The following is a 25,830-nucleotide window of genomic DNA, read 5'->3' as shown; positions in this document are numbered from 1 at the left end:
TTTGAAACTAACATCTGGTCCGGATATTGTAACGTCCATCGAGCAACCACCTGGGAAAAGAGGAAAGATGACGACGGCGTCAGACTTACTAGGCTACAAGGGCAAAAGGGTATTGGTGGTCGGTGGAGCGACCGGCATGGGCGCAGCCGCCGCACAGATCGCCAAGGACCTCGGCGCGCATGTCACGGTGATGGACTTCGCGTCCGTTGACTACGACGCCGACAAAGTGATCTCGCTGGACCTCAGCGACCAGGACTCGATCGACCGGGCGGTCGACGAACTCGACGGGCCCGTCCACTCTCTGTTTTCTGCCGCGGGCGTCGCCGACGGACCGAAGCTGATGCAGGTGAACTTCATCGGGCACCGCCACCTCATCGAGCGGTTGTTCGCCAAGGATCTGCTTCCCCGGGGCTCGGCCATCTGCTTCATCTCGTCGGTCGCCGGGATGGGCTGGGAGAACGACCTGGAGCTGGTGCAGGACTTCCTGGCCACGCCCGACTACAAGTCGGCGCACGACTGGTGTCAGGAGCGCGAACCGCAGGGCATCATCCACTACGGCTTCAGCAAAAAGGCGATCAACGGCTATGTCGCATGGCAGGGCTACCACTTCCAGAAGAAGGGTGTGCGGATCAACGCTGTCTGCCCCGGTCCCACCGACACCCCGCTGGCCCGCGCGAATGCCGACCTGTGGCTGACTTTCGCGCAGGACTACCGCGACGACACCGGCAGCGCGACGCTGACACCCGAGGACATCGGCAAAGCGATGATCATGCTCAACAGCGCCGCGTCGGGTTCTATCAACGGCATCACGCTCAACGTCGACCAGGGCCACGCCATGTCGTCGATCACCGGATCGTTCGCGCCCGGCAAGGCGATCATGGACCTGATCACCGGCCGCGTTCAACTGGCCTGATCAGTCGAATGCGTTCCGCGGCAGGGTCATCGGCACGTCCAGCGAGCTGAGCAGGCCCGCTTCAGCGGCGACCACGTAGGGCACGGCGTTGACGACGCGCATCGCCGTCGACGTCGTGGACACCACGTCGATCCTTTCCTGGTGAGAAACTGCAGCCGCTGTTCCGTGCCGTCAACCTGACATTTGTTCAGCATTGCCTGGCTCCCGCGAGCCGAGGGGGCGGGCAAGCGTTCAACTAAACTGCCGCGAGTGACGGCCAACCCGCTGGAGGAATTGACTCTCGAGCAGTTGCGCCACCGCACCAGCATGAAATGGCGCGCCCACCCGGCCGATGTGTTGCCGTTGTGGGTCGCGGAGATGGACGTCCGGCTGGCGCCGTCGGTGGCCGAGGCTATCCGGCGGGCGGTCGACGCCGGCGACACCGGATACCCGCACGGCAAGGCGTACGCCGAGGCGGTGAGCGAGTTCGCCGCGCAGCGCTGGCAGTGGGCCGGGCTGTCGGTGGGCCGAACCCGCGTCGTCCCCGACGTCATGCTCGGCGCCGTTGAGATGCTGCGACTGGTCACCGACCGGGGTGACACCGTCATAGTGAATTCCCCGGTGTACGCCCCGTTCTACGCGTTCATCTCGCACGATGGCCGGCGCGTGGTCGAAGCGCCCCTGGGCCCGCAGGGCCGAATCGACCCGGATGTGCTGGCGGATACTTTTGCGCAGGCGCGTAAGTCGGCAGGGGCGAGGGGGAAAGTCGCTTTTCTGTTGTGCAACCCGCACAACCCGACGGGTGCGGTACACACCGTCGCCGAGCTGAGCGGTGTCGCCGAACTTGCCCGCCAGTTCGATATCCGCGTGGTGTCCGACGAGATTCACGCTCCGTTGGTCTTGGCCGGGGCGCGCTTCACCCCCTATCTGAGTGTGCCCGGAGCGGACAACGCTCTGGCGCTGACGTCTGCGTCCAAAGCCTGGAATCTGGCCGGCATCAAAGCGGGACTGGCCATCGCCGGGCCGGAATCGGCCGCCGACCTGCGCCGGATGCCCGAGGAGGTGGGCCACGGCGCCAGTCACCTGGGGCTCATCGCGCATACCGCGGCCTTCAGCACCGGCGGCGACTGGCTCGACGCACTCCTGACCGGGTTAGACGAAAACCGTTCGCTGCTCGGCGATCTGGTCGCCGAACACCTGCCCGCAGTGCGGCTGCTGCGCCCGGACGGCACGTATCTGGCCTGGTTGGACTGTCGCGAACTCGGCATCGAAGACGCGCACAGCGCGGGGGTCAAAGTGGTGGCCGACCTGTCCGGGCCGGCACGCTGGTTTCGGGACCGGGCCCGCGTCGCGCTCAGTTCCGGACACGTGTTCGGCACCGGTGGATCCGGTCACGTCCGACTCAACTTCGCTACCTCGAAAGCTATTCTGACCGAAGCGGTTTCGCGGATGGGACGAGCGGTGCGCGAGCGCCGCTGAATTGCAGCCGGTGCGAGTCGTTCGTCGATCACGAGTTCCGGGTGACGGCGAGCACCGCCGCGGCGAACTCGGGACGGCACACCACCAGGTCCGGCAGTCTCGGATCGGACTGGTTGTAAGCCAGCGCCGACCCGTCGATACGCGAGGTGTGCAGACCTGCTGCCCTGGCGACGGCCACCGGCGCTGCGGAGTCCCATTCGAACTGGCCCCCGGCGTGCACGTACACATCGGACAAACCTTGCACGATCGACGCTACTTTTGCTCCGGCAGAACCCATTTCGACCAGGGTGCCGTCCAGCGCATCCCGCACGGCCAGCGCGATGGCAGGCGGACGGGTGCGCGACACCACGATGCGGGGCTTGTCGGGGGTGGCGGGCGGTGGCACGACCTCGGGCGTTGCCAGGGTAACGCCCTGCGCCGGCAGCGCGACGGCGCCGGCCACCAGCTCACCGGCCTCCCAAAGGGCGACGTGGACCGCCCAGTCGGTGCGCCCGAGTTCGGAGAATTCGCGGGTGCCGTCCAACGGGTCGACAATCCACACCCGCTGCGACCGCAACCGGACCGGGTCGTCGGCGCCCTCCTCGGAGAGCACTGCGTCGTCGCCGCGCTCACGGCTCAGTGCCGTCATGAGAAAATCGTGAGATCGCTTGTCCCCCGCGGCCTTCCGTTCACCGGCCTCCGCGTCGGCGAACTCCGCACGCACGCCGAGCAGCAATTGGCCTGCGTCGGTGGCCAACTGCGCGGCCAGGTCATGATCGTTCATGCCACCAGCTTTCTCAACAGGGAAATGTTGGCAATGTTAACCGTCTTTACCTGTCTACGCGTGAGCGCTCTCAGAGCCCGAACTGGTCTTCGATGACGCCCAGCCAGATCTGCGCCGCGTCGATCGCCACCTTTTCGCTGATGAACGCGTGCTGGGTGCCGGTGTAGATATCGCGGAAAGCACGTTCCAGGCGGCTGCCTTCGCGGATCGAACTGGTGCCCGCGACCAGGTGAGCCCATTCGGCGCACTCGCGGGCCGTGTCGGTGGCGTACACCGCTGCCGCGCGCATATCCGCGCGCAGGCTCGGACTGAGGTCGGCACCGGCGGCAACCGCGGATTCGGCGGCGGTGAAAGAGTCGAGAACCAGCAGACGCGCCGCACGCCAGGCCGAGACGTGGTGTGCCAACCCCTTCTGAAAGGTGGGTCGGCTGGCCAATGACGCCATGTCGCTCATCCGGAATTTCGTCGCAGCCAGATCGGTGACGTCGTCGAGCATGCTCTTGGCAACCCCGAGTGCCCAGGAGGCGTGTCCGGCGGCGGTCACCGGCATCAGCCCCATCCGGGCAGCCGGCGAGGTTCCGCGCTGCGGCACCCGCTCGAACAGCGCGAACGTGCGTCCGGCCGGCACGAACACGTCCTCGACGCTGTAGTCATAGGACCCGGTGCCCTTAAGCCCCTGCACGTGCCAGCCGTCGTTGAACCGGATCTCCGCGCGCGGCATGACAGCCACCTGCATGTCAGGGATGCCGTCGCCGATCCAGCGCATCTCGCCGTTGTCCATCGGGAAGAACCCCGCCGCCACGTACTGTGCATGGCCGGTGCCCGAACCGAAGCTCCAGGCCCCGCTCACCCGGTACCCGCCGTCGACGACGATGCCCTGTCCGTTGGGGAAGAACTGGCCGCCCATCGTGACGTGGTTGTCGTGGGCGGTGAACACTTCGGCGAAGCCGTCGTCGGGAAGATAGGTGGCCGCAGCGAACCGCGACGGCAGATTGGCGATCCCGATCCAACCGAAAGACCCATCCTGCCAGGCCATTTCGATCCACGTTTCGATCATCTCGGCTAGTGACGGCTCGCTGCCACCGGCCTCGGGCGGACTCAACGCCGTCATCAGCCCGCTGGCCCACAGCTCGTCGACGATCGCGTCGGTCAGGGTGCGGTTCCGTTCGGACGCCGCAGCTTCGGCTTGTACCAACTCGCGCATCCGCTGCGCCTGCGCCAGCACCGATTCACTCTTGATCGCGGTCATTCGTCTGTCCTATCAGCATTACTCGGGGAACCCGAACATCTGCACCACCTCGTGGTCGCGGCCGGCCGTGTAGCCGCCGTCGACCGCAATGGCCTGACCCGTCACGAACGACGCGTCCGGCGACACCAGGAAAGCCGCCATTGCCGCGACCTCCTCGGGCCGGCCCAGCCGCTGCAGAGCGTGCTCACGGGTGATCGAAGCGCGCGGGCCCTCCATCCCCGGCATACCGAAAACGCTTTCAGCTAGCGGGGTTTCGATGAAGCCCGGGCAGATCGCGTTGGCCCGGATCCCACTGGGCCCGTAGTCGACCGCGATGTTCTTGGTGAGCAGCACCACGCCGGCTTTGGCGGCGTTGTAGGAACTGCCGCCCGCGGTGCCCTCCAGACCCTCGACACTGGCCAGCGTCACGATCGAACCGCGCTCGCCGTCGACCCGGGGTTGTTCGATCATCCTGGCCAATGCCGCTTTGGCCACCAGAAATGTGCCGGTGAGGTTGACCGCGATGACCCGGTCCCACTCGGATCGGGGAAGCAGGTGAACGGGGCCGCCACCCGCGACACCGGCGGAATGGACCACACCGTCGAGGCGGTCGGGCACGGCGGCGAATACCGCGGCGACCGCGGCCTCGTCACTCACGTCGGCGGCGACGAAGCAGAACCGCGGTCCCAGATCCGGCGGTGCCGCCAGGTCGGCGCCGACGACAGTGCCCCCTTCGTCGAGCAGTCGCCGCGCGGTGGCCAACCCGATGCCCGATGCGGCCCCCGTCACGACGAATGTGCGCGAGCGTGCTCGATCCGGCATCGTCAGCTCTCCAGGTCGTTGGCGCAGCGATTCAGAATCGCCTGAAAGCTCAGCCGCAGCAGCGGGCGACTGACCTTCTCCATCAGCTTGCCGCCGGCATACACCGGGTGGGTGTAGTTGGTCAGCCAGTCCACCTGGGTGCCATCGCCGGAGGGGGTGAAGGTCAAGGTGCCGCCCTCGTGATCGAATCCGGGGACCGAGCGCACGATCAGGTAGGTGTAGCTGTGCGGCCGGTCGTAGGCGGTGATCTCTTCGCGGAACCACATACCGGCCCCCCACACTTCCCGGACCGCGCCCGCACCCTCGGCCGGTGAGTTCTTCGCCCACCCCGACGTGATCACCAGCGGAGCCGCGACCAGGGCCGCCGGGTCGGCCAGCCAGTCGAAGACCTGTTCCACGGGTGCGGCGATTCGGCGTTCCACGCGAATTTCGACCATGGCCACTCATGCTAAACGCCGGCGCTGCCCGGCTATTGCCCGCTGGTGCAACGGCATTTACCCTTGCCGATTCCGGTTACACCCTGCGCCAGGGGGGAACGACATGAACCGTGAGCAGCAAAACCGTCGCCATCACCGGCGCGACCGCAGGCATCGGCCGCGCCACGGCGCTCAAGTTCGACGAGGCGGGTTACCGGGTTGCCGCGTACGGCCGTAACCGCAAGGCGCTCGACGAGCTGCGGGAACAGCTGCGGCCCGAGGCGGTGGTGGACTCCCTCGAGGTGCAGGACCCGGACGCCTGGGCCACCCGGCTCCGCGAACTGGCCGAACACACCGGCGGCACGTTGGATGTGCTGATCAACAATGCCGGCATCCTCAAGGCCGGCCGCTTTGTGGACATATCACTGCCGGATCAGCGCAGCATCATCGACGTCAATGTGGGTGGAACGCTGAACGGCTGCCATTCGGCATATCCATATCTGCGCGCGACGCCCAACGCTCAGGTCATCAACGTGTCGTCTGCGTCCGCCATGTACGGTCAGGCCGAACTCGCGACGTACTCGGCCTCCAAGTTCGCGATCCGCGGACTCACCGAAGCGCTCGATTTGGAATGGGCCGCCGACGACATCCGGGTGTGTGCGGTGTGGCCGCTGTTCGTCGACACCGGAATGGTGGACGGTGTGGACACCGGCAGCACGCGCACGATGGGAATTTCGCTCACCGTTGACGACGTCGCCGACACGATTTTGAAGATCGCGCAGGGCCGGCCCCGGCTGCCGCATGGGCCGCACTATGCGGTCGGCAGGCAGGCCAAGGCACTGATGACTATCGCCAACGCCGCGCCGACCTGGATGCTGCGCGAGATCAACCGCCGCGCCACCGGCGTTTAACGCGTGAGCTTGTCGAGCGGGTTGGACCGTTCCAGCATGCCGAAGGTTTCCTCGCCGTCCCAGCGATAGCGCACCCCCGCCTGCTGCACCGCGGGAAAGCTGGACGTCTCCTGCTTGAGCGCCTGCATCGAATACATATCGTCGTTGTGGTGGATGTCGTGGGTGGTGAACACCGTTTGCCCGTCGATTGCGACGGTTCCTTCGGCTGTCTCCAGCACCAGTGACACGTCGTCGGGCCCCGGTTCGAGTCGGGTCAGCCAGGGTGCTTGCACCGCGCGTGCCGGTATCAGCGTGCCGGAGCCGCTGAACACAAATCCCTCGTTGTAGCTCGGCTGGCCGTCCGGCCGCGGCGGGTAGGCGATGTAACCGAATGCCTTGCCGCTGGGGAAGACCGCGGACTGCCAGCAGTGCCCCCAGAATCCGGCGAGCTTGCGCACCCCTTGTCTGCGGATCCGCAATCCGCTTCCGGTGAAACGTTTTTCGGTTGCAGCGACCGATACCCGCCCGACAGCGGTGAACAGTTGTTCGTAGCGGGGGCCACCCATCATGTTGCCGATCGAGTCCTGCAGCTGCAGCGCGGCGTCGGTCCGCAGCGCACCCTGCACCCAAGGCGGAACGGCCATGGTGGCCTCGACGTGAAAGCTGATAGCGACCGTCGGGCCGTCTTTGCGGCCTCGGACCAGATCGGCGGACGAAGTCTGCACCGCGGGCCCGTCGTAGCTCATCGTCCAGGTCTTGAACGGTTCGATGCACTGAAACACCAAGCCGCCGGCGCCGAGCACCGTGGGTCGGCCGGCATTGTCCAGCGCCGGTAGCGACGTGCCATTGGTCCGCAGCCGGTACACGCGCCCGTCGGGGAACGCGACATTGACCTGAATGTCATGGGCGTCCCAGTTGGCGGCGACCGCTTCGATACCGATACGCGGCAAGCCCAGTTCGCCGCGGTCGTCGACCACCCACAAGCTGACCGAGTCACGCATCTCCGGGTCGTCGGGGCGTTGCGCGAAGACGAGTTCGCGGGCCGGGTCGATACCGCCGGTCAGGTCAATGGACATGTGAATCCTTGACATTGGCGGTCCAGTTCCGCGCGGCGCCGACGTATCCGGCGAAAAGTGCTCGCAGCTCGTCGAAGTCGATGCCGAACGCCGCCGGGTCTGCGTGCGACGGCGGTTCGCGTTCGGCGGCCGCTGCCGCCCACCAACTGTGCATGCGCGCTTCGAACTCCTCCCCCACCGGCAACCCCAGCCAACCGTACAACTCGGTGACCACACCGATCGGATCATGTTGCATGGCAACGAAATCGATGTCGTAGAAGCGCTCGTCGGCATCGTCCGCGCGGAATTCCAGGACCCGTTGCATGCCGCGCGACCAGTGTTCGACGTTGAGCCGGCCGATGTACTTGAGGTCGACGTCGTCGCTGAACGACCCGATGATGTCGGCGTAGAGGTCGGCAACCGACAAGATGACGTCGGTGGGGTCGCGGTGTGTCATCACAAACCGTGCGTCGGGAAAAACCGCATTTAAGGCGTCGAGCCACAGCACGTGCGACGGACACTTCAACCGCCAAGGCCGGTGCGGCTCCCCGAATTGCAACAGTTTCATCACCCGACGCTGATAGCGGTACGTGGACGTCAGATCCGCCGAGTCGACCAACCACGATGAATAGGAGGGTATTTCGGCGAACGACTGAAAGATGTGCGACGTGAAATTCAACGCCATCAGCTCGTGGCATTCCATCGGACCGTGGACTGCGGCCGGCACGTGGTAACGGGTGCCGACCATTTCGCCCTTGTCGGGCGGGATGCGTGGGTCGGGTCCCCGCACCGTCGCGGGCGGCGGGCACGGCTGCGACGACTCCCACCGGCGCAGATAGCGCACCTCGGGATCCTGGGCCAGCAACATCGACAACACCGTCGAGCCGGTACGCGGCAGCCCCAGTCCGATCACTGGCTGCACCAGCGGCACGTCGTCGATTTCGGGGTGCCGCCGATACCAGTCCTCGACCTGCAGACGCTGTGCGAGATAACCGACGATGCGCTGCCGCAAAAACGCCTGTCCCCGGTCGTTCAGCCGAGCTTCGCGGTCGAGTGCGGACAGCAGGATAGCCAGACCGTCGCGGAATGATTCTGCACCGAAGTCTTTCAGGCCGGTCTGCGCGCGGGCCTCGCCGAGCACCTGATCGATGGAGGGCACACGGCCGACGATAGAGCCAGAGCGGTGCGGTCGGTAATACCGATTAGGGAATACAGCCATGCCAAGTTTGTATGGCTAGTCGGTCGGTCACACTGGGTGCATGACCTCCACTGCAATAGCTCAGCGTGACTCAGCCCAGAAAACCGCATCCCGGATGGGTGCGGGTTTGGTCGGCATGGGGATCCTGCACTTCGCCGCACCCAAACCGTTCGACGAGATCATCCCGGTCGAACTGCCCGGAACCGCGCGGTTCTACACTCACGCTTCCGGCGTCGCGGAGGTCGGCATCGGGGCCTTACTGCTTGCGCCGCAAACCCGGAAACTCGGGGCGCTGGCGGCCGTCGCGCTGTTTCTCGGGGTCTTTCCCGGCAATGTCAACATGGTCCGGCTGTGGTGGGACAAGCCGTGGTACATGCGAGCCCTCGCCATTGCCCGTCTGCCGCTGCAGATTCCGATGATCACCACCGCGCTCAAGGTTTACCGCAACAGTTAAGTTCGCGACCCGACGCGGTGCAGGGTGCCGTCCGGGTCCACATAGGCGAACTCTCGTAATCCGTACGGAGTTTCGCGCACCGGGTGCAGCCGGCCGCCGAGACCGTCCAACGCTTTCCACTGCGCGTGTAAGGCATCGGCGTCACTGACGTACAGGTAGACACCGGCGGCGGTGGTCTGCGGATCGTGTTCGGCCCACTCGGTCAGGTGCAGGGACACCGATCCACGGTCGACGAAGCCGTAGCGGTCGGGGCCGTCGTAGGCGCGGGTGTCGAAACCGAGCCGGCGGTAGCGGTCCAAGGCGGCCGCGAGGTCGCGCACGGGCACGATCGGCGCCACTGAGGTGAATTCGACGTCAGGCACCTCGGCAGTCTGTCACCTGGCTCGGAGCCACCGGATTCGGTAGCCCGCTGTCACCGAACGCATCGGCGCCGCTTACCGTAACTTGCGGGAGCAGCACACAACAGGAGACAGCAGAGTGGCACTGACTACGAAGTTCACCGAGGCGTTCGGCGTCGAGCACCCCATCGCCCAGGGCGGCATGCAGTGGGTCGGGCGCGCGGAATTGGTTGCCGCCGTTGCCAATGCGGGCGCATTGGGTTTCATCACGGCGCTCACCCAGCCGACACCGGGAGATCTGGCCAATGAGATCGCCAAGACCCGCGACCTGACCGACAAGCCGTTCGGGGTGAACCTGACGATCCTGCCGGCGATCAACCCGCCGCCGTACGACGAATACCGCCAGGTGATCGTCGAGGCGGGCATCAAGATCGTCGAGACTGCCGGCTCCAACCCGGCACCGCATCTGCCGATGTTCCACGACAACGGAATCAAGGTGCTGCACAAGTGCACTTCGGTGCGCCATGCGGTCAAAGCGCAGAGCCTGGGCGTCGACGGCATCAGCATCGACGGTTTCGAGTGCGCCGGCCACCCCGGCGAGGATGACATCCCTGGCCTGGTGCTGATCCCAGCGGCGGCTGACAAAATCGAGATCCCGATGATCGCCTCCGGCGGTTTTGCCGATGCCCGCGGCCTGGTCGCCGCCTTGGCGCTGGGTGCCGACGGCATCAATATGGGTTCGCGCTTCATGTGCACCGCCGAATCGTGTATCCACCAGAACGTCAAGGAGGCCATCGTGGCCGGCGACGAGCGCGGCACCGAGTTGATCTTCCGCAGCCTGCGCAACACCGCACGGGTGGCTTCCAACGTGGTGTCCCGCGAAGTCGTCGAAATCCTGAAGGACGGCGGCCAGTTCGAGGACATCAAGGACCTGGTGGCCGGCACCCGGGGCCGCAAGGTATTCGACGACGGTGATGTCGACGCCGGCATCTGGAGCGTCAGTACAGCCATGGGTCTGATCAACGACATCCCCACCGTCGGCGAACTGGTGACGCGTATCGTCAGCGAAGCAGAGGAACTGATTTCGGGCCGGTTGGCCGGCATGACCTCGGCAGCAGCCCCGGCTTCGGCCTGACATCTCGGCGCCGGCCAGGCGCTCCAAGAATCTTTCAAGAATCCTTTTAGGTCCCGGCGAGAACGTTGCGTCGATAACAACATCGCAACGACTCATCTACCCACGCCATTACGACGGCCACTTCGGGCGGCTTCGTCGAAAAGGGAACCTGAAATGACCGATATCGCGCACCCGCTGCCTCCTGACCTGCGCGAGCGACTCGCCGAATTGGCACCGCTGCTCGACGCGCTCACCGCGGCCGCGATCAGCGGCGAGGTCCCCGGACCTGAACTGCTGGCCGCCACCGCGGCAGCCAGACCGTTGTTGTCTGCACTGGCGCAGGACCCCAACGACGGCGAACCCTACTCGCGGTCGATTTTGCGCGTCGACGACCGGGTGGAGATCATGCTCGCCCGCTGGCGACCGGGCCACCGGTGCGCCCCCCATGACCACGGCGGCTCCAGCGGCATCGTCATCCCCGTCACCGGGCGGTTCCACGAACGCCGATTCGACTGGGCGGGAACACAACTCGCGGCTACCGAGGAGACCACGCGGCAGCCGGCGGCGGCGATCACGATTTCGCCCGACGTCATCCACGACATGGCGGCCGAGACCGACGGCATCACGCTGCACCTGTACAGCCCGCCACCGGCCGGCATGCGAGTGTTCGACATGGAGTACCGCGAGGCGCTCGAACTCGTCGGCGACTACGGCGCCTGGATCCCAGCAGGCGACCATCCCCGCATCCCGTTCGCCGCCATCGCGCCGAAAACTCAGACCAAGCCGGTCATCTGGGTGGGATACACCACCCACTACCGCGGCGGTTCGGCGGAGTTCGCCGTGGCGGCCGCCACCATGGGACGCGAATTGTCCGCCGCACACCCCGAGGCCGAAGTGATCGTCTCCGGTCTGCGCCACAAGACTGAGTTTGAAACCGAACTCGCCTGGCTGGCGCTGTGCGGTCGGGTGCTCAGTCAACTGCACCTGATCGGCCATGCGGGCATGTACGGCCCCATGTTCGGTTCCACGGAGTGGCCTGAGCAGTTCTCACCGCACGAATGGCGGGCCATCACCATTCCGTTCACCCCCGACGGACGGGCTTACTTCCACGCCTGCCGAACCGCGCGCTGGTTCGCCCCGTTCTTCGCCGACGTGTTCGGGGTGTCCGCGTTCGGCAACCACAACTACACCACCGTGTCCGCTCGCAGGGACCGGTTTGCGTGGGCGGGCCGTCAACCGGCGGCTCGCCCGAATCTTTACCTGATCGCGGCTCCGGGCAAGAAGTCGCACGGGTGGTCCGGAAGTATGCGCAAGTATCTGGGTTGCGCCGCCGAACCGATGATGGAAAGTCGGCCCGCCGCAACCCATCCCGAGCGTTCGTACGACCGGGTGGCTGAACTCTACGACCGCGCCTACGCCGACATCCGGGTCCGCGACGCGGAGTGGAAGTGGGTGGCCAATCGGATTGCCGCGGTCCACGACGACCTCGGCCGCCGCGTTCGGGTGCTCGAGATCGGTTGCGGCAACGGCGCTCTGCTGCGCGCCCTGGATGACAACGGCCACATCGACTTCGCCGTCGGCGTGGACAGTTCGGCTGGCATGCTCGCCCGGGCACGCGAGCGCAGCCACGGCCGCGGCAGGCTGCGCTTCGGCAAGGTCGACGGACCCGTGCTGGACGTGCCTGACGATCACGTGGACGTGGTGGTCTCGTTCCTCTCGTTCCGCTACCTGGATTGGGATCCGGTGATGGCCGAGATCCGCCGGGTGCTGGCTCCCGGTGGTCGATTGTGGGTGGTCGATATGGTCGAAAAACCGGCCCGGATGCGCGATCTACCGGTGCTGGCCCGCTCGGCCGCCGCACACGTGCGCACCCGACGCACCCGGCCTCAGTTCGTCACCGATCTGGCCTCCCTGACCACCCACCCGGATTGGCAGAACATGCTGCAACACAACCCAATTCGTGCCGAGCACGAGTACCGGTGGTATTTCGGCAGCCGTTTCCCCGACAGCCGACTGCACACATTGACAGCCACCATGTCCGCGCGGGTGCTGGCCTTCGACTCCGGACCGTTGACGAAGGGGCAGACCGCGCCCTTGTCTTACCCGTGACGCCATGAGCCCGAATTCCTGCCTGGGCATCGTCGATTGGGGTATCGGCGGTGTCGGCCTGCTCAAAGCCCTGGACCGGTCGGTGCCCGGCCTGCCGGTGCTGTACTGGTCGGATGCCGGTGTGCTGCCGTATGGCCGGATGACCGCCGATGAGTTGACCGATCGGCTGTTGACAGTGGTCAGCGCACTGGCCGAGCGAGGCGTGACCGAGGTGGCGCTGGCCTGCAACGCTGCCAGCACGGTGACGCACCGACTGGGCGCCGCCACGGTTCCGGTGCGGGGAATCATCACTCATGGGTTGGCCTCGGTTCCCAACGAGCTGGACCGCGTCGGGGTGGTGGGCGGGCGGCGCACCATCACCGCCGGTCATTACCGCCGCGGACTCGCCCGATCCGGGCGGGTGGTGGTGTCCCGAGTGGCACAGCCGCTGTCCGCGCACATCGAAGCCGGTCACACCGGCTCCCCGCGGTTTCGGGCGGATTTGGCCAAAATCCTGGCGCCGCTTCGTCGAATGGACGCCTTGGTGCTGGCCTGCACGCACTACCCCGCTGCCGCCCGCTGGTTCGCGGACGCGCTACCGCAGACCCGGCTGATCGATCCGGCCGAACACATGGCCGCCGCGATCGCCGCGCGGTATCCGCAGTTGCAGCAGGCGGCGCCGGCCACCCGACTTTTCCTCACCTCGGGCGACCCGGAGGCGATGCGGCGCGGCGCGGCGCGGGCCTGGGGCACCGTCCTGACTGCTGCCACCGTCGGGTACCGAGACCCACCCGCCGTGGCCTGCTGACCCGGCGGATTACCTGGGCCGCGCCACGATCACCGGCGTGTGCACCGAATGCACCACCGCGTGGCTGACCGAGCCGAGCATGAGCTGGGCGATCCAGCCGCGGCCGTGGCTTCCGACCACCACCAGTTGCGCCGAGCGGGACTGATCGATCAGCTCGCGGGCCGCCCGGTCCCGGACCACCCGGCGTCGCACGGTGACATCGGGATAGCGCTCCTGCCACCGGGCCAGCCGCTCGCCCAGGATCTGTCCCGCTTGTGACTCCAGCTCCGCCCAGTCGAACCCGCCGAGGTCGAGAACCTCGCCGTCGCTCCAGGCGTGCACCGCCACCAACTCGACACCACGACGCGACGCCTCGTCGAACGCGATGTCGGTGGCCAGTTCCGAGACCTCCGACCCGTCGATTCCGACCACCACCGGAGCATCGGCGGCAGGCGCGGGCTCCTCGTCGCGGACGATGACGACAGGACACTTGGCGCCGTGCATGACACCGGAACTCACCGAACCCAGCAGGACCCGCCCTACCACGCCCCGCCCGTTGCTGCCGACGACGATCCGCTCGGCCCGCTCGGACAGCTCGACCAGTGTCGGGACCGGCGGCGAGGTCTTCAGTTTGCTCGCGATCTGAATCGTCCGATCCGCGCCCACGGCCTCGTGCGCAAGGTCGACTGCCTGACCGAGTATCCGGCGGCCGTCGTCTTCCTGCCATACCGCCGCCCCGCCCGGCAGCGGTATCTGCGGAAACGTCGGCACGTAGGCATTGAGCATGTGAACCAGGGTCAACGGGACATTGCGAAGCGCCGCGTCACGGGCCGCCCAGACAACGGCAGCGTTCGATGACGGCGACCCGTCAACTCCCACGACCAAGCCCTGCCGCTCGACGGATGCGTTCATCTCATTCCTTCCTCACACTTCTCCAACACCGACATACCCGCTCAGCGGTACACCGCCGCCGCGCGTCTGCAACAGCATGGCAGGGTGACGGTGGTGCCCAACACTTCTGACCTCCGCGACATCGACACCTCCGCCGGTGTGTTGCGCTACTACGACTCGGCCAACGACGGCGCACCCACCCTGCTGTTCCTACACGGCTCGGGCCCCGGCGTGACCGGGTGGCGCAACTTCTGTGGTGTACTGCCCGCCTTCGCGGACCACTTCCGTTGCCTCATCCTGGAATTCCCCGGTTTCGGCGTTACCGACGATCTCGGTGGCCACCCGATGATCACCGCCCAGGGGGTGGTGGCGCCGTTCTTGGATGCGCTGGATATTGAGCGGGTACACATCATCGGCAATTCGATGGGGGGCGGGGTGGGGATCAACTTCGCCATCCGGCACGCCGACCGTATCGACCGTTTGGTGACCATCGGCGGCATCGGCACCAACACCTTCAGTCCCGGTCCCAGCGAGGGAATCCGACTGCTGCAGGAGTTCACCGAAGAACCGACCAGGCAACGACTCGTCGACTGGCTCAAGTCGATGGTGTACGACCAGGCCTTGGTGACCGAGGAACTCGTCGAGGAACGCTGGCAACTGGCCATCGATCCCCAGACCCTGGCCGCAGCGCGCCGCATGTACGGGAAGGCCGCGTATGCGGCGATGATGGCGGCGATGAGCGCCGCCGACCGACCGATGCCGTGGGCGGTGATGCACAAGGTGACCGCACCGACCTTGCTGACCTGGGGACGCGACGACCGGGTGAGCCCGCTCGACATGGCGCTGATCCCGATGCGCACCATTCCCAATGCCGAACTGCACGTATTCCCCAACTGTGGGCACTGGGCGATGATTGAAGCCAAGGCCGCGTTCGAGAGCACAGTGCTGGCGTTCCTGTCCCGCTAGTCATGGGCCCCGGCCGACGACACATCACTCTGCGTGCAGGGCGCAAAACTGCGGGAGCACGACACCGCCGGCGCAGTGTCAACGCCGGGGAAGCCGGTCGCTTCAGCGTTCGGCGCCGCACCGGTGATCAGGGCAACTTTACCGGCCAGTCTCATGTGGTCTTCTGCGTCAGACCGGCATCCACGACGAGCTGGGTGCCGGTGATGTATCGGCCCTGCTCGGAGGCGAGGAAGACCACGGCGTTGGCGATGTCGACCGGCTCGACCCACGGCACCGGCAACAGGTTGCGCGCCATCAGCACCTCGGCGGCGTCGGCTGCCGTCGGATTCTCCAGATCTGGACGCAGGCGACGGAAAGTATCGTCATTCAGCACCATCGGGGTCGCCACGGCGCCGGGATGCACCGTATTGACCCGGATCCTGCGCGCGCCGAGCTCGTTGGCCAGCGTGCGGGCCAGGCCGACCACGGCATGCTTGCTGGCGGTGTAGTGCGCGGTGTTGGCGGTACCCCGAATTCCGTTGGTGGAGCTGATGATGACCACCGATCCCCCGTCCGGGCCGAGGTGCGGCACCGACGCCCGGACCGTGTGCCACACCCCGGTGAGGTTGATGTCGAGTGTGCGTTGCCATACCTGCGGGTCCAGCTCCCATGACGGCGCGCCGGCGGTGTGGATCCCGGCGTTAGCGATCACCACGTCCAGCCGACCCACCTCGCTGACCGCGGCGTCGACGACACCGGTGAGCGCAGCGAGATCGGCGACATCAGCCAGGCCCGTCACGCAACGGCGACCACGTTCCTCGACTTCGCTTGCCGTGACGCGTAATTCGTCGGCGGCCTGCGGGAAGTCGAGCGCGATCACGTCGGCGCCTTCCTCAGCGAACCGGAGGCAGTGCACCCGGCCGGTCCCCCGCGATGCCCCGGTGACCAGGACGGCCCGGCCCGCCAAACCTGTGCTCATGGCGCCTTGAGGAGGTCGAATCCCTTGTAGCCGGCATCGGCGACCTCAGCGCAGATCTGGTTGTAGGTGGCGAACCCACCGACGAACAACATGAAACCGCGTGGCTTTCCGGGCACATTGGCGCCCATGTACCAGGAGTCGGCCTTGACGAACAGGGACGCGTCGGCGCGTCGCTTCAACTCCACGCCCCAACCGTCCACCGCATCCCGGGTGGGTTCCATTGCGGCATAGGCGTGGTCGTCGAGGTAGCCGATGGCGTCGGCGATCCAGTTCACGTGCGCCTCCGCGTGCAACACCATGTTCGCCAGTACGGCGGGAGCCCCGGGGCCCGAAATCACGAACAGGTTGGGGAATCCGTCGATGCCCAGGCCGAGGTAGGTACGGGGTCCGTGTGCCCAGTTATCGCGCAACGACACTCCGTCGCGACCGACGATGTCGATCTTGCCCAGCGCCCCGGTCAGCGCATCGAAACCGGTGGCGAACACGATCGCATCAAGGTCGTAGTGGGCGGCTGAGGTGTTGATGCCGGTGGGGTCGATCGATTCGATCGGGGTGGCGCGCACGCTGATCAGCGATACGTTCGGCTTATTGAAGGTCTGAAAGTAGTTGCTGTCGGTGCAGATTCGCTTGGTCCCGATCGGATGGTCGTTGGGAATCAGCAACTCTGCTGTCGCGGGATCGTCGATCACGGCGCGGATTTTCTCCTCGTAGAATCGGCGCGCCTCGTCGTTGGCCGTCACGTCTGTCATCTGATCCGGGAATGTCTTTGAATACAGCACACCGCCCAGCTGCCAACGCTTTTCAAAGGCAGCACGCCGCTCGTCGGGGCTGAATTCCATCGTCGGCTTCGCCGCGGTGAGGTGCGGCGAGCCGCCACCGCTGAGCCAGGACAGGCGGCGGCGTTCGGCGTAGCCGGCCTTGATCTCGGCGAGTTCTGCTGCGGACAAGGGCGCGTTGCCGGCCGGCACACTGAAGTTCGGGGTGCGCTGCAAGACGTAGAGATGTGCGGCCTGCTCGGCGATGATCGGAATCGTCTGAATGCCAGAGGATCCGGTGCCGATCACCGCGACCCGCTTTCCGGCGAAGTCCACGGGCTCGTGCGGCCAGTGTGCGGTGTGATAGACCTCGCCTGCGAAGGTGTCCAGACCCCTGACGTCGGGGATCATCGCATCCGACAACGGTCCGGTAGCCATCAGACAGAACCGCGCGGTGAATGTTTCCCCGGTGTTGGTGCTGACCGTCCAACGCAACGTCGCCTCGTCGAACACGGCCGAGACGACGCGAGTCTCGAATACGATGTCGCGGCGCAGGTCGAGCTTGTCGGCGACCCAGTTCAGGTAGCGCAGAATTTCGGCCTGGGTGGCGTACTTCTCGGTCCAGTCCCACTCCTGCTGCAGTTCATCGGAGAACGAGTAGCAGTAGTCGACGCTTTCCACATCGCAGCGCGCGCCCGGATAGCGGTTGTAGTACCAGGTACCACCGAGCGCCGGCGCGGCCTCGATCACCCGCACCGACAGCCCCTGGGAACGCAGCTTGTGCAGGGCGTACAGACCGGCGAATCCGGCCCCGACCACGACCGCATCCAGGGTCTGCTCATCGTCCACACCGTTCACCGTAGGACCTCCGCCGGGGTTGCGACGCATCTGGTCCGCTGACCGGGATTGCCGGTGAGTCGCAGCGCCCAGTGGAGTAGACACAGATGCAGCCCCACATACGTTAGGACGACAGCATGAGCGAGCGGGTACTTGACCGAGTAGTAGAGCTAGCCGACCAACTGCGCGAGCAGGCCACCGAGGCAGAGCGGATCGGCCGGCTCACCGACGACACCGTCAAGATGATGAAGTCGGTGGGGTTGATCCGGCTGCTGCAGACCAAGCAGTACCAGGGCTTCGAGGTGCATCCCCGCGAATTCGCCGAGACGACGATGGCAACTGCGGCACTGGATCCGGCGGCCGGCTGGATCGTCGGCGTGGTCGGCGTGCATCCCTACCAGTTGGCCTACGCCGACCCGAAGGTCGCCGCCGAGATCTGGGCCGACGACGTCGACACCTGGATGGCATCCCCCTACGCGCCGCAGGGCGTGGCCAAGCCGGTCGACGGCGGCTACCTGTTCAACGGACACTGGCAATTCAGTTCCGGCACCGACCACTGCGACTGGATCATCCTGGGTGCAATGCTGGCCGACTCCGAGGGCGTACCGCTGATGCCCCCGAAGATGATTCACATGATCCTGCCGCGCAAGGATTATCAGATCGTCGACGACTCGTGGAATGTGGTGGGGCTGCGCGGGACCGGGTCCAAGGACGTCGTCGTCTCCGACGCATTCGTGCCGACGTACCGGACCATGGACGCGACCAAGGTGATGGACGGCACCGCGCAGCGCGAGGCCGGGATGACTGAACCGCTCTACCTGATGCCGTGGTCGACGATGTTCCCGCTGGGCATCTCCGCGGCCACCATCGGGATCGCCGAAGGGGCGCTGGCTGCGCACCTGGACTACCAGCGGGAGCGGGTCGGCGCGACCGGGACTGCAATCAAGGACGATCCCTACGTCATGTACGCCATCGGCGAAGCCGCTGCCGACATCAACGCCGCGCGCCAGGAGCTGCTGGCCAACGCCGACCGCATCTATGACATGGTCGCCGCCGGCAAGGAGGTGTCCTTCGCCGACCGCGCCGCCGGCCGGCGCACCCAGGTGCGCGCGGTGTGGCGGGCGGTGTCGGCCGTCGACGAGATCTTCGCCCGCTCGGGCGGCAACGCCTCGCGAATGGACAAGCCGTTGCAACGCTATTGGCGCGACGTGCACGTCGGCCAGATGCATGCCATCCATGTACCCGGCTCCACCTACCACGCCTCGGCGCTCAGCTCGTTCGGCGTGGAACCGCCGATGGGGCCGCTGCGCGCACTGATCTGATCTGAGGAGTTGTCCGTGAGTGACTTGAAAAGCCTTGGCTACATTACAGTTTCGACCGCCGACATCGAGCGATGGCGCAAGTTCGCGTTCGGCGTGCTGGGGTTCGCCGAGGGGAAGGGCCCCGACCCGGATGCGTTGTACCTGCGGATGGATGAGCGGGCCGCCCGCATCATCGTCGTGCCTGGCGAGACCGACCGGGTGATCACCGTCGGCTGGGAGGTCCGCGACCGTGCCGCGTTGCGGCGGGTCAAGGCCGCGTTGGACGGCGCCGGCGTCCCGGTCAAGGAGTTGTCAGTCGGGGAAGCCGACGCCCGCCGGGTCGAAGAGGTCATCACCTTCGAGGACCCGGCCGGCACCACCCTGGAGGTGTTTCACGGCGCCGTGCTGGACCACAGCCCGGTCGTCACACCGTTCGGGGCGAAGTTCGTGACGGGCGACCAGGGCCTGGGTCATGTGGTCGTACCGGCGCGGGACCCTAACGGGTTGTTCGACTTCTACACCGAGGTGCTGGGATTCCGGTCGCGTGGCGCGTTTCGGATACCGCTGCCCGCCGAGTTCGGACCGATCCGGGTCAGATTCCTGGGCATCAATGCCCGCCACCACAGTTTGGCCATAGCTCCCGCGATGCATCAGCGCGACCCGGGACTGGTCCATGTCATGGTCGAAGTGGACACCCTCGACGCTGTCGGGCAGGCACTAGACCGCGTCAATGCCGACGGCTTCCAGGTGTCGTCCACGCTGGGACGCCACACCAACGACAAGATGGTGTCGTTCTATGTGCGTGCCCCCGGCGACTGGGACATCGAGTTCGGCACCGAGGGTATGCGCGTCGACGAAACCTCCTACACCGCAGAGGAAATCACCGCCGACAGCTACTGGGGGCACCAGTGGATCGACGAGCCGCCCGCGGCGATGCGGATGTAAGTGGCGCGAGGTGGCGCGAGCAGACGCAGAATCGCATCACGGGGCAATGATTTGGACGATTCTGCGTCTGCTCGGCAGGTGAGGGTGACAGCCGACACACTCGTGTGGTATTCCTATTAGGAATATTCCATGTAGGAGGTTGTATGTCGGGCACCGTCGAAACCCCCAGCGCCGTCATCGACCGCATCTCCCTGGTTCTGGACGCCTTCGACGGACCCGGGCGGCTCACCTTGGCCCAGATCGTGCGCCGCACCGGTCTGCCCCGATCGTCGGCGCACCGGATGCTCGAGCGACTGGTACAGCTGCGGTGGTTGCGGCGCAGCGGACGGGACTACGAACTCGGAATGCGGCTGGTCGAGTTGGGTTCGCTGGCGGTCCACCAGGATCGGCTGGTCCGCGCCGCCAAACCGCTGCTAGCTGAATTACACTGCGCCACAGGTCTTGTCGTACATCTGGCAGTGCTGGACGGTACCGACGTGGTGTACCTGGACAAGGTCGGCGAGCGCATCGGGAGCGCGCTGCCCACCCGCGTTGGCGGTCGTCAGCCGGCGCACTGCACGGCAGTGGGCAAGGCGATGCTGGCCTACCGCGACGGAGACTCCACCGTGGACCTGCGGGTGCGTAAGACCAGGTACTCCATCGCCACCGGGTCCCAGCTCGCGGTCGAATTGGCGAAGGTGCGCGCTCACGGCGTCGCTTACGAGCGGGAGGAATCGTTACTCGGATTCGGTTGCGTCGCCGCCCCGATCGGTACCGCCGCCGAAGCCGTAGCGGCGGTGTCGGTGTGTGGTCCCATGAACCGCATGATGTTCGACCAGCGGCTGGCCGCCCCGGTCCGCATGATCGCGATGGGCATCTGGCGCAATGTCGAGGACGGCCCGCAACGCGTCGCTCCGACCCTGCAGCCGCTGCGACCGCTGCGCCCCGCGCTGCAATACGCGTGATCCTCGATCCGCAGATCGCCGCGCTGCTGGAGACGCTCGACGCGGGATTTCCGCTGGTGCACACCATGTCCGGCGCCCAAGCCAGAGCGGCGATCCGGGCGCGCTTCGTTCCACCAATCGAGCCCGAACACGTAGCCGACGTTCGCGACGACCTCGTCGCCGGCCCCGGCGGCGACATCCCGGTGCGGATCTACCGGCCACACGGTGACGATCTGCCGGTGCTGGTGTACGCCCACGGCGGCGGGTTCGTGTTCTGCGATCTGGACAGCCACGACGGCCTGTGTCGTGCATTCGCCAATCTGGTTCCAGCCGTTGTTATTTCGGTAGGCTATCGACTGGCGCCGGAACATCGCTGGCCGGCCGCGGCAGAAGACATGTACGCGGTCACCGCTGCGGCGGCCGCCGGAGCCTTCGGCGCCAAGACCGGCCGTATCGCGGTTGGCGGAGACAGCGCAGGCGGCAACCTGGCCACCGTGACCACGCTGATGGCACGTGATCGCGGTGGACCGGCGCTCGCCGCGCAGCTGCTGATCTATCCGGTGCTGGCGGCCGACTTCGATACCGAGTCCTACCGGCTGTTCGGAAGCGGTTACTACAACCCGAAGCCGGCCATGCAGTGGTATTGGGACCAGTACGTGCCCCAGCCGGCAGATCGCACCCACCCGTACGCCGCGCCGCTGCACGCCGACCTGCGGGGTCTGCCGCCCGCCGTGTTGGTGATCGCCGGACACGATCCGCTGCGCGACGAGGCATCGGCTTATGCGGACGCCCTACAGGCCGCTGGCGTAACCGTGATGCGGACTCAATTCGACGGCGGCATACACGGTTTCATGAGCATGCCTGCTCTGGACATCGCAATTGTTGCTCGGCAGCAGGCCTGCGCGGCGCTGCACGCGGTTGTGGCGTCGTCCCATGCCTGACGGAGAAGTGGTGGTGATCGACCGGGTGGTCACCCGGCGGGGGTGTGCCCGCGAATTCGTGGCTGCTTACCTCGCCGACTATGCCCCGGGCGCGCGGAATCGGGGCATGACACTGCGCGACGTCCTGGTGAGCCCGCCGATCTGGTTCGACGACGACGTCAACACCGTCACGATCACCTGGTCCTTGCCCAGTGTGCAGGCTTGGTGGGAGATGACCTGGCAGGGGCGATCGGATCCCGCTCTCGCCCATTGGTGGTCGCGGATAGCCGACTTGGTGGAGCAACGGTCGCGGTCTTTCGCCGCGGCCCCGCAGGACATCGACGGTCTCTGCGATGTATAGCGTCACCAGGTTGCTGGACGTAGCCGCGTGTGACCGCGACCGGATCATCGCCGACGTGCGGGCGGTCGCGGCTCGCGCGCCGTACTGGATCGCACAGCCGACGATGCCCGGTTCCCGCAACGGCGGCGATGTTCTCATTCACCTGCGCTTTGCCTCCGAAGACGAATGGCACGCACTCGCAGCAGATTTCACGGCGGCCGTCGGGGATCCCGGGGTGACGCGAATCAACGGGGCCAACTATCCGGGTCACCCGGTCCGCACCCACTGCACCCGCGGTACGGTTTACCGCACTTTGCTGCTGCGGGTCACACCCGGCACCGGCGGTGACACCATCGCGCGGTTCGAGGACGAACTCCGGTCCATGCCGCGCTACGTGAACACCATCACCGCATGGCAGCTGAGTAGGGTCGACGAAGCGGTCGGCGAGACGCGGTGGACGCACGTGTTCGAGCAGGCCTTTACCGACGCCGACGGTCTGGTCGGTCCCTATCTGATGCATCCGATCCACTGGGCGGTGGTGGACCGGTGGTTCGACCCGGAATGCCCCGAGGCCATCGTTCGCGATCGGGTGTGCCACAGTTTCTGCACGCTGCCCGCGACTGTGCACTGGGAGCGGTTATCCGACGGGGATATTGGGGCTGGCGGTCGCGGGGGGCTCGAGCGACGGAAGCACTGACAGGCCGTCCAGCGAATGCACCGGCAGGCTGTGTGACCACGGGTAATGCAGGCTGAACGCCACCACACCCGTGCGCTCGGCAGCGGGTAGCTGACACATCGCCAGCACCGTTTCGGCCAGGTACTCGACCGGTTCGGTCGGGAACGTCTCCGGAATCAGTTGCGCGGCACCGGGAGTGCGCACTGCCGTCGAAGGACCCACACAGTTGACCGCGATATTGGCGTCCAGCAACTCGGCCGCCACCCCCTGCGTGAAGCGGTGCAGCGCAGCCTTGCACGCTGCGTAGACGACGTCGCCGGCGGTCTTGTTGTAATCCCGGAAAGGACGCACCGGTGCCACCCCGGTGACCGACCCGATGTTGACGATCCAGCCGGCGCCCTGGTTACGCATCTGCGGGACAGCGGCTTTGGTCAACAAGAACGGTATCCGCAGGTAGTGGTCGACCGTTCGGTCGAAAGTCTGCAGCGACATGTCCTCCACTATCGCGTAGTCGGCGAAACCCGCATTGTTCACCAGGATGTCGATACGGCCGGTGCGGTCGAGCACCGCATTGATGAGTCCGTCGCGCTGCGCGGCATCTTCCAAGTAAGCCGCCACGCCGATCGCCCGACCCCCCGCGGCCTCGATCAGTGCAATCGTCTCACCGATTGTTCCGGGCAGCGCCGAGCCGATCCCGCCACGCACCGACTGCGAGGGCTCCAGCGAGCGCGCCGTCACTACGACGGTGGCGCCCTCGGCGGCGAGTCGCCGGGCGATCGCGCGGCCGATCCCGCGACTGCTGCCCGTCACCAAAGCCGTTCGGTCGCAGAGTAATCCCGTCATCGCAACTCGAAATGCTCTTCGACCGGCGCGCGGTGCTGATGCCAGAGGTCGACCAACCGGTACGGGGTGGCCACCACGACCCGGCCCGAACCGGAACGGTAGTAGGTGTGTGCGTTGGGAGTGTGGCACCAGACCGTGCCGGCCATCGCCTCGTCGATTCCGGCCACATACTCCTCGTACGCCTCGCGGGTCACTTCCATCGTGGTCGCCGCGCGCAGCGCCATCAGTTGCAGGCACTCGACGATGTAGTGCGCCATCACCTCCATCGAGAAATTGGCGCCTGCGCCGTGGCCGGGGCTGTAGTTAGGTGCAGAGTTGATGAACAGATTGGGAAAGCCCGGCACAGTGCCGCCGCGGTAGGCAGCCGGGCTGTCGCCCCACTCGTCGGCCAGCCTGCGCCCGTCCCGCCCGCGGATGTCGATGGTGGACAAGAAGTCGAGGTGGTATCCGGTGGCGTAGATGATGACGTCGAGATCGAGCTGTCTGCCGTCCTGGGTGACGATGCCTGCGGGGTTGACCGCCGCGGGTTCGCGGGCCTCGACGTCGACATGGTCGCGGGTCAGCGCCGCGTAGTAGCCGCCGGGATCGCGGATGATCCGCTTACCGTAGGGCGCGAAGTCAGGCGTGACCTTCTTCGCCAATTCGCTTCCCGCACCGAAGGTCCGGTCGATGTAGTCCAGACACATCTGCAACAGCACGTCGTTGGCCGGTGAGATCGACAGATGCGATCCAGCCCAGTCCGGGTCTCGCAGAATGACCGGGTAGTTGTTGTCCGCGGTGCCCCAGAACGACTTCAGCCGGTGCCATTTCGCGTAATGCGGCAGATGGCGCCCGAGGTATCGGCGGTATTCCGGGACGTCGTCGGTCGGTCGCTTACGCGGCGCCACCCAATGCGGTTGTCGCTGGAACAGTGTCAGGTGCGCGACCTGATCGACACAGGCATCGACGATCTGCACGGCGGTGCATCCAGCGCCCACGACGGCGATCCGCTGTCCGGTCAGCTCCAGCGCCGGGTCCCACTGTGCTGAGTGAATGCTGTTGCCCGCAAAGGTTTCTCGGCCCGGTAGGTCCGGCCAGCGGGGGCGGTTGAGGTAACCGGCCGCGGTGACCACCACCCGGGCGTGGCTGACGAAGCGGTTGCCGTGCCGGTCGACGGCGTGGATCTGCCACCGGGAATTGTCCTCATCCCACCACAGCGCTTCGACCTCGGTGCCGAACCGCGTATGGGCACGCAGCCCGTACTTGTCAGCCAGCGCCACCAGATACGCCTGGTACTCGGCGCCCTGCGGGTAGTAGCTGCTCCATTCCGGATTCACCTCGCGCGATAACGAGTAGTACGCCGACGGTGTGTCGACGCCGATGCCTGGGTAGGTGGTCGTCAGCCAGGTGCCACCGACCTCGTCGTTGCGGTCGAAGATCTCGAAGGCGACGCCGGCGTCGGTGGCGGTTAGTGCGGTGACGATGCCGGCCAGGCCCGCGCCGACGATCGCCACCGTCGTCGACGACGGAATCGGCACGGTGCGCGGCAACGTCGGCTGGGAAGGCTGAAAACCACCCTGTTCGAGCAGCAGCGGCACGAATTCGTCGTCCACTTCACTGCCCAGCGCCACCGGCAACAGTCGCTGGAACAGCGCCGGGTCCGCGACCGGCGCGGCGGGCCGATCCAGGGCAGCCATCACCGCGGTGACCAATGCCTGCGCGGTGGCCGCATCGGCGACCCCGGCGCGTTCCGGTGGGTCGGGGATGTGTGAGATGCGCGGGCCGAATGTGTCGACCACCGACGGGTCGCCGGTGAGCTGAGCCAGCACGGCGACCAGGACGCCCGGGTCAGCCTGCTGCAGGTTGCGCCGGAGTTCTCCGGGATCGAGCGTGGGCATGCCCGTCAGTATCGGAGCCGGCGAGCAGGTCGACGACGAGTCTTTCCTCTGAGCGGGACACGAGCCCGAAATCG

At 66.3% G+C, this 25,830-nt stretch carries 26 protein-coding genes and 1 pseudogene; 14 read left to right on the top strand and 13 right to left on the bottom strand.

Features of this window, described 5'->3' with window-relative positions; all coding sequences use genetic code 11:
* Nucleotides 1-67: 67 nt before the first annotated feature.
* Nucleotides 68-913: an SDR family oxidoreductase gene (locus AC5Y3Z_RS08430; RefSeq protein WP_463824628.1), complete on the top strand. Its 846-nt coding sequence runs from the start codon at nucleotides 68-70 to the stop codon at nucleotides 911-913.
* On the opposite strand, the pseudogene AC5Y3Z_RS08425 reads toward AC5Y3Z_RS08430, so the two are convergent.
* A pseudogene (locus AC5Y3Z_RS08425) lies at nucleotides 914-1,024 on the bottom strand (dihydrodipicolinate reductase); the annotation flags it as partial. It abuts the gene before it with no gap.
* A gap of 138 nt (nucleotides 1,025-1,162) precedes the next feature.
* Here AC5Y3Z_RS08425 and AC5Y3Z_RS08420 point away from each other — a divergent pair.
* Nucleotides 1,163-2,371: a MalY/PatB family protein gene (locus AC5Y3Z_RS08420; RefSeq protein ID WP_463824629.1), complete on the top strand. Its 1,209-nt coding sequence runs from the start codon at nucleotides 1,163-1,165 to the stop codon at nucleotides 2,369-2,371.
* Between the two features lie 28 nt (nucleotides 2,372-2,399).
* On the opposite strand, the gene AC5Y3Z_RS08415 is transcribed toward AC5Y3Z_RS08420, so the two are convergent.
* The 4 genes from AC5Y3Z_RS08415 to AC5Y3Z_RS08400 form a co-directional block, all read right to left on the bottom strand.
* A complete protein-coding gene (locus tag AC5Y3Z_RS08415; protein ID WP_463824630.1) occupies nucleotides 2,400-3,134 on the bottom strand; it encodes a 3'(2'),5'-bisphosphate nucleotidase CysQ in 735 nt (244 codons plus the stop codon).
* 70 nt (nucleotides 3,135-3,204) lie between these two features.
* Nucleotides 3,205-4,383, bottom strand: coding sequence for an acyl-CoA dehydrogenase family protein (locus tag AC5Y3Z_RS08410; protein WP_463824631.1), 1,179 nt, complete (start codon nucleotides 4,381-4,383; stop codon nucleotides 3,205-3,207).
* 18 nt (nucleotides 4,384-4,401) lie between these two features.
* A complete protein-coding gene (locus AC5Y3Z_RS08405) occupies nucleotides 4,402-5,184 on the bottom strand; it encodes an SDR family NAD(P)-dependent oxidoreductase (protein WP_463824632.1) in 783 nt (260 codons plus the stop codon).
* A 2-nt stretch (nucleotides 5,185-5,186) separates the two neighbouring features.
* Nucleotides 5,187-5,621: an SRPBCC family protein gene (locus tag AC5Y3Z_RS08400; RefSeq protein ID WP_463824633.1), complete on the bottom strand. Its 435-nt coding sequence runs from the start codon at nucleotides 5,619-5,621 to the stop codon at nucleotides 5,187-5,189.
* Nucleotides 5,622-5,731: 110 nt separating this feature from the next.
* Here AC5Y3Z_RS08400 and AC5Y3Z_RS08395 point away from each other — a divergent pair, with 110 nt between their 5' ends.
* Complete coding sequence (locus AC5Y3Z_RS08395; protein ID WP_463824634.1) at nucleotides 5,732-6,511, top strand: SDR family oxidoreductase; 780 nt, start codon at nucleotides 5,732-5,734, stop codon at nucleotides 6,509-6,511.
* On the opposite strand, the gene AC5Y3Z_RS08390 is transcribed toward AC5Y3Z_RS08395, so the two are convergent.
* Both AC5Y3Z_RS08390 and AC5Y3Z_RS08385 read right to left on the bottom strand, forming a co-directional pair.
* A complete protein-coding gene (locus AC5Y3Z_RS08390) occupies nucleotides 6,508-7,566 on the bottom strand; it encodes a DUF7064 domain-containing protein (protein ID WP_463824635.1) in 1,059 nt (352 codons plus the stop codon). The two genes, AC5Y3Z_RS08395 and AC5Y3Z_RS08390, sit on opposite strands and share 4 nt — an antisense overlap.
* Entirely contained in the window at nucleotides 7,556-8,704 is a 1,149-nt protein-coding gene (locus AC5Y3Z_RS08385) for a sulfotransferase family protein (RefSeq protein ID WP_463824636.1), read from the bottom strand. The genes AC5Y3Z_RS08390 and AC5Y3Z_RS08385 overlap by 11 nt, the downstream gene beginning before the upstream one ends.
* Nucleotides 8,705-8,804: 100 nt before the next feature.
* On the opposite strand from AC5Y3Z_RS08385, the gene AC5Y3Z_RS08380 reads away from it, so the two are divergent.
* The gene (locus AC5Y3Z_RS08380; RefSeq protein ID WP_463824637.1) at nucleotides 8,805-9,197 is read left to right on the top strand and encodes a DoxX family protein; all 393 of its coding nucleotides are present in this window, start codon (nucleotides 8,805-8,807) and stop codon (nucleotides 9,195-9,197) included.
* Here the strand turns inward: AC5Y3Z_RS08380 and AC5Y3Z_RS08375 are convergent.
* Nucleotides 9,194-9,559 carry a bleomycin resistance protein gene (locus tag AC5Y3Z_RS08375; RefSeq protein WP_463824638.1) on the bottom strand — a complete coding sequence of 122 codons (366 nt, stop codon included), beginning with the start codon at nucleotides 9,557-9,559 and terminating at the stop codon, nucleotides 9,194-9,196. The two genes, AC5Y3Z_RS08380 and AC5Y3Z_RS08375, sit on opposite strands and share 4 nt — an antisense overlap.
* Before the next feature lie 115 nt (nucleotides 9,560-9,674).
* On the opposite strand from AC5Y3Z_RS08375, the gene AC5Y3Z_RS08370 reads away from it, so the two are divergent.
* The 3 genes from AC5Y3Z_RS08370 (at nucleotide 9,675) to AC5Y3Z_RS08360 (ending at nucleotide 13,545) form a co-directional block, all read left to right on the top strand.
* Entirely contained in the window at nucleotides 9,675-10,670 is a 996-nt protein-coding gene (locus AC5Y3Z_RS08370; protein WP_463824639.1) for an NAD(P)H-dependent flavin oxidoreductase, read from the top strand.
* 153 nt (nucleotides 10,671-10,823) lie between these two features.
* Nucleotides 10,824-12,758 (top strand): methyltransferase domain-containing protein, encoded by a 1,935-nt coding sequence (locus AC5Y3Z_RS08365; RefSeq protein ID WP_463824640.1) that lies wholly within the window; start codon nucleotides 10,824-10,826, stop codon nucleotides 12,756-12,758.
* A 4-nt stretch (nucleotides 12,759-12,762) separates the two neighbouring features.
* Nucleotides 12,763-13,545: a glutamate racemase gene (locus AC5Y3Z_RS08360; protein WP_463824641.1), complete on the top strand. Its 783-nt coding sequence runs from the start codon at nucleotides 12,763-12,765 to the stop codon at nucleotides 13,543-13,545.
* Between the two features lie 9 nt (nucleotides 13,546-13,554).
* Here the strand turns inward: AC5Y3Z_RS08360 and AC5Y3Z_RS08355 are convergent, their stop codons facing one another.
* The gene (locus tag AC5Y3Z_RS08355; RefSeq protein WP_463824642.1) at nucleotides 13,555-14,436 is read right to left on the bottom strand and encodes a universal stress protein; all 882 of its coding nucleotides are present in this window, start codon (nucleotides 14,434-14,436) and stop codon (nucleotides 13,555-13,557) included.
* A gap of 93 nt (nucleotides 14,437-14,529) precedes the next feature.
* Between AC5Y3Z_RS08355 and AC5Y3Z_RS08350 the strand changes: the two genes are divergently transcribed.
* Complete coding sequence (locus AC5Y3Z_RS08350) at nucleotides 14,530-15,381, top strand: alpha/beta fold hydrolase (RefSeq protein WP_463824643.1); 852 nt, start codon at nucleotides 14,530-14,532, stop codon at nucleotides 15,379-15,381.
* 151 nt (nucleotides 15,382-15,532) lie between these two features.
* On the opposite strand, the gene AC5Y3Z_RS08345 is transcribed toward AC5Y3Z_RS08350, so the two are convergent.
* Together AC5Y3Z_RS08345 and AC5Y3Z_RS08340 are read right to left on the bottom strand one after the other, a co-directional pair.
* On the bottom strand, nucleotides 15,533-16,339 hold the full coding sequence (locus AC5Y3Z_RS08345) for a mycofactocin-coupled SDR family oxidoreductase (protein WP_463824644.1): 807 nt from the start codon (nucleotides 16,337-16,339) through the stop codon (nucleotides 15,533-15,535).
* On the bottom strand, nucleotides 16,336-17,982 hold the full coding sequence (locus AC5Y3Z_RS08340) for a flavin-containing monooxygenase (protein ID WP_463824645.1): 1,647 nt from the start codon (nucleotides 17,980-17,982) through the stop codon (nucleotides 16,336-16,338). Before AC5Y3Z_RS08340 ends, AC5Y3Z_RS08345 begins: the two co-directional genes overlap by 4 nt.
* An 86-nt stretch (nucleotides 17,983-18,068) precedes the next feature.
* On the opposite strand from AC5Y3Z_RS08340, the gene AC5Y3Z_RS08335 reads away from it, so the two are divergent.
* The 6 genes from AC5Y3Z_RS08335 to AC5Y3Z_RS08310 all read left to right on the top strand — a co-directional run bounded on the left by AC5Y3Z_RS08335 (nucleotide 18,069) and on the right by AC5Y3Z_RS08310 (nucleotide 23,057).
* Complete coding sequence (locus AC5Y3Z_RS08335) at nucleotides 18,069-19,253, top strand: acyl-CoA dehydrogenase family protein (RefSeq protein WP_463824646.1); 1,185 nt, start codon at nucleotides 18,069-18,071, stop codon at nucleotides 19,251-19,253.
* A 15-nt stretch (nucleotides 19,254-19,268) separates the two neighbouring features.
* On the top strand, nucleotides 19,269-20,177 hold the full coding sequence (gene bphC / locus AC5Y3Z_RS08330) for a biphenyl-2,3-diol 1,2-dioxygenase (protein WP_463824647.1): 909 nt from the start codon (nucleotides 19,269-19,271) through the stop codon (nucleotides 20,175-20,177).
* 143 nt (nucleotides 20,178-20,320) lie between these two features.
* A complete protein-coding gene (locus tag AC5Y3Z_RS08325) occupies nucleotides 20,321-21,121 on the top strand; it encodes an IclR family transcriptional regulator (RefSeq protein ID WP_463824648.1) in 801 nt (266 codons plus the stop codon).
* Entirely contained in the window at nucleotides 21,118-22,041 is a 924-nt protein-coding gene (lipP1, locus tag AC5Y3Z_RS08320) for a LipP1 family hormone-sensitive lipase (protein ID WP_463824649.1), read from the top strand. The genes AC5Y3Z_RS08325 and lipP1 overlap by 4 nt, the downstream gene beginning before the upstream one ends.
* Nucleotides 22,034-22,381: a hypothetical protein gene (locus AC5Y3Z_RS08315; RefSeq protein WP_463824650.1), complete on the top strand. Its 348-nt coding sequence runs from the start codon at nucleotides 22,034-22,036 to the stop codon at nucleotides 22,379-22,381. The genes lipP1 and AC5Y3Z_RS08315 overlap by 8 nt, the downstream gene beginning before the upstream one ends.
* On the top strand, nucleotides 22,374-23,057 hold the full coding sequence (locus AC5Y3Z_RS08310; RefSeq protein ID WP_463824651.1) for a Dabb family protein: 684 nt from the start codon (nucleotides 22,374-22,376) through the stop codon (nucleotides 23,055-23,057). Before AC5Y3Z_RS08315 ends, AC5Y3Z_RS08310 begins: the two co-directional genes overlap by 8 nt.
* Here the strand turns inward: AC5Y3Z_RS08310 and AC5Y3Z_RS08305 are convergent.
* Both AC5Y3Z_RS08305 and AC5Y3Z_RS08300 read right to left on the bottom strand, forming a co-directional pair.
* Nucleotides 22,998-23,879 carry an SDR family NAD(P)-dependent oxidoreductase gene (locus tag AC5Y3Z_RS08305; protein WP_500001804.1) on the bottom strand — a complete coding sequence of 294 codons (882 nt, stop codon included), beginning with the start codon at nucleotides 23,877-23,879 and terminating at the stop codon, nucleotides 22,998-23,000. The genes AC5Y3Z_RS08310 and AC5Y3Z_RS08305 overlap by 60 nt on opposite strands.
* The gene (locus tag AC5Y3Z_RS08300) at nucleotides 23,876-25,756 is read right to left on the bottom strand and encodes a flavin-containing monooxygenase (RefSeq protein WP_463824653.1); all 1,881 of its coding nucleotides are present in this window, start codon (nucleotides 25,754-25,756) and stop codon (nucleotides 23,876-23,878) included. The genes AC5Y3Z_RS08305 and AC5Y3Z_RS08300 overlap by 4 nt, the downstream gene beginning before the upstream one ends.
* Nucleotides 25,757-25,830 lie beyond the last annotated feature (74 nt).

It is taken from the genome of Mycobacterium sp. NGS61 (genome assembly GCF_059812325.1).
The sequence above is the reverse complement of the archived record's forward strand: the minus strand, read 5'-3'. Positions and strand labels throughout refer to the sequence as shown.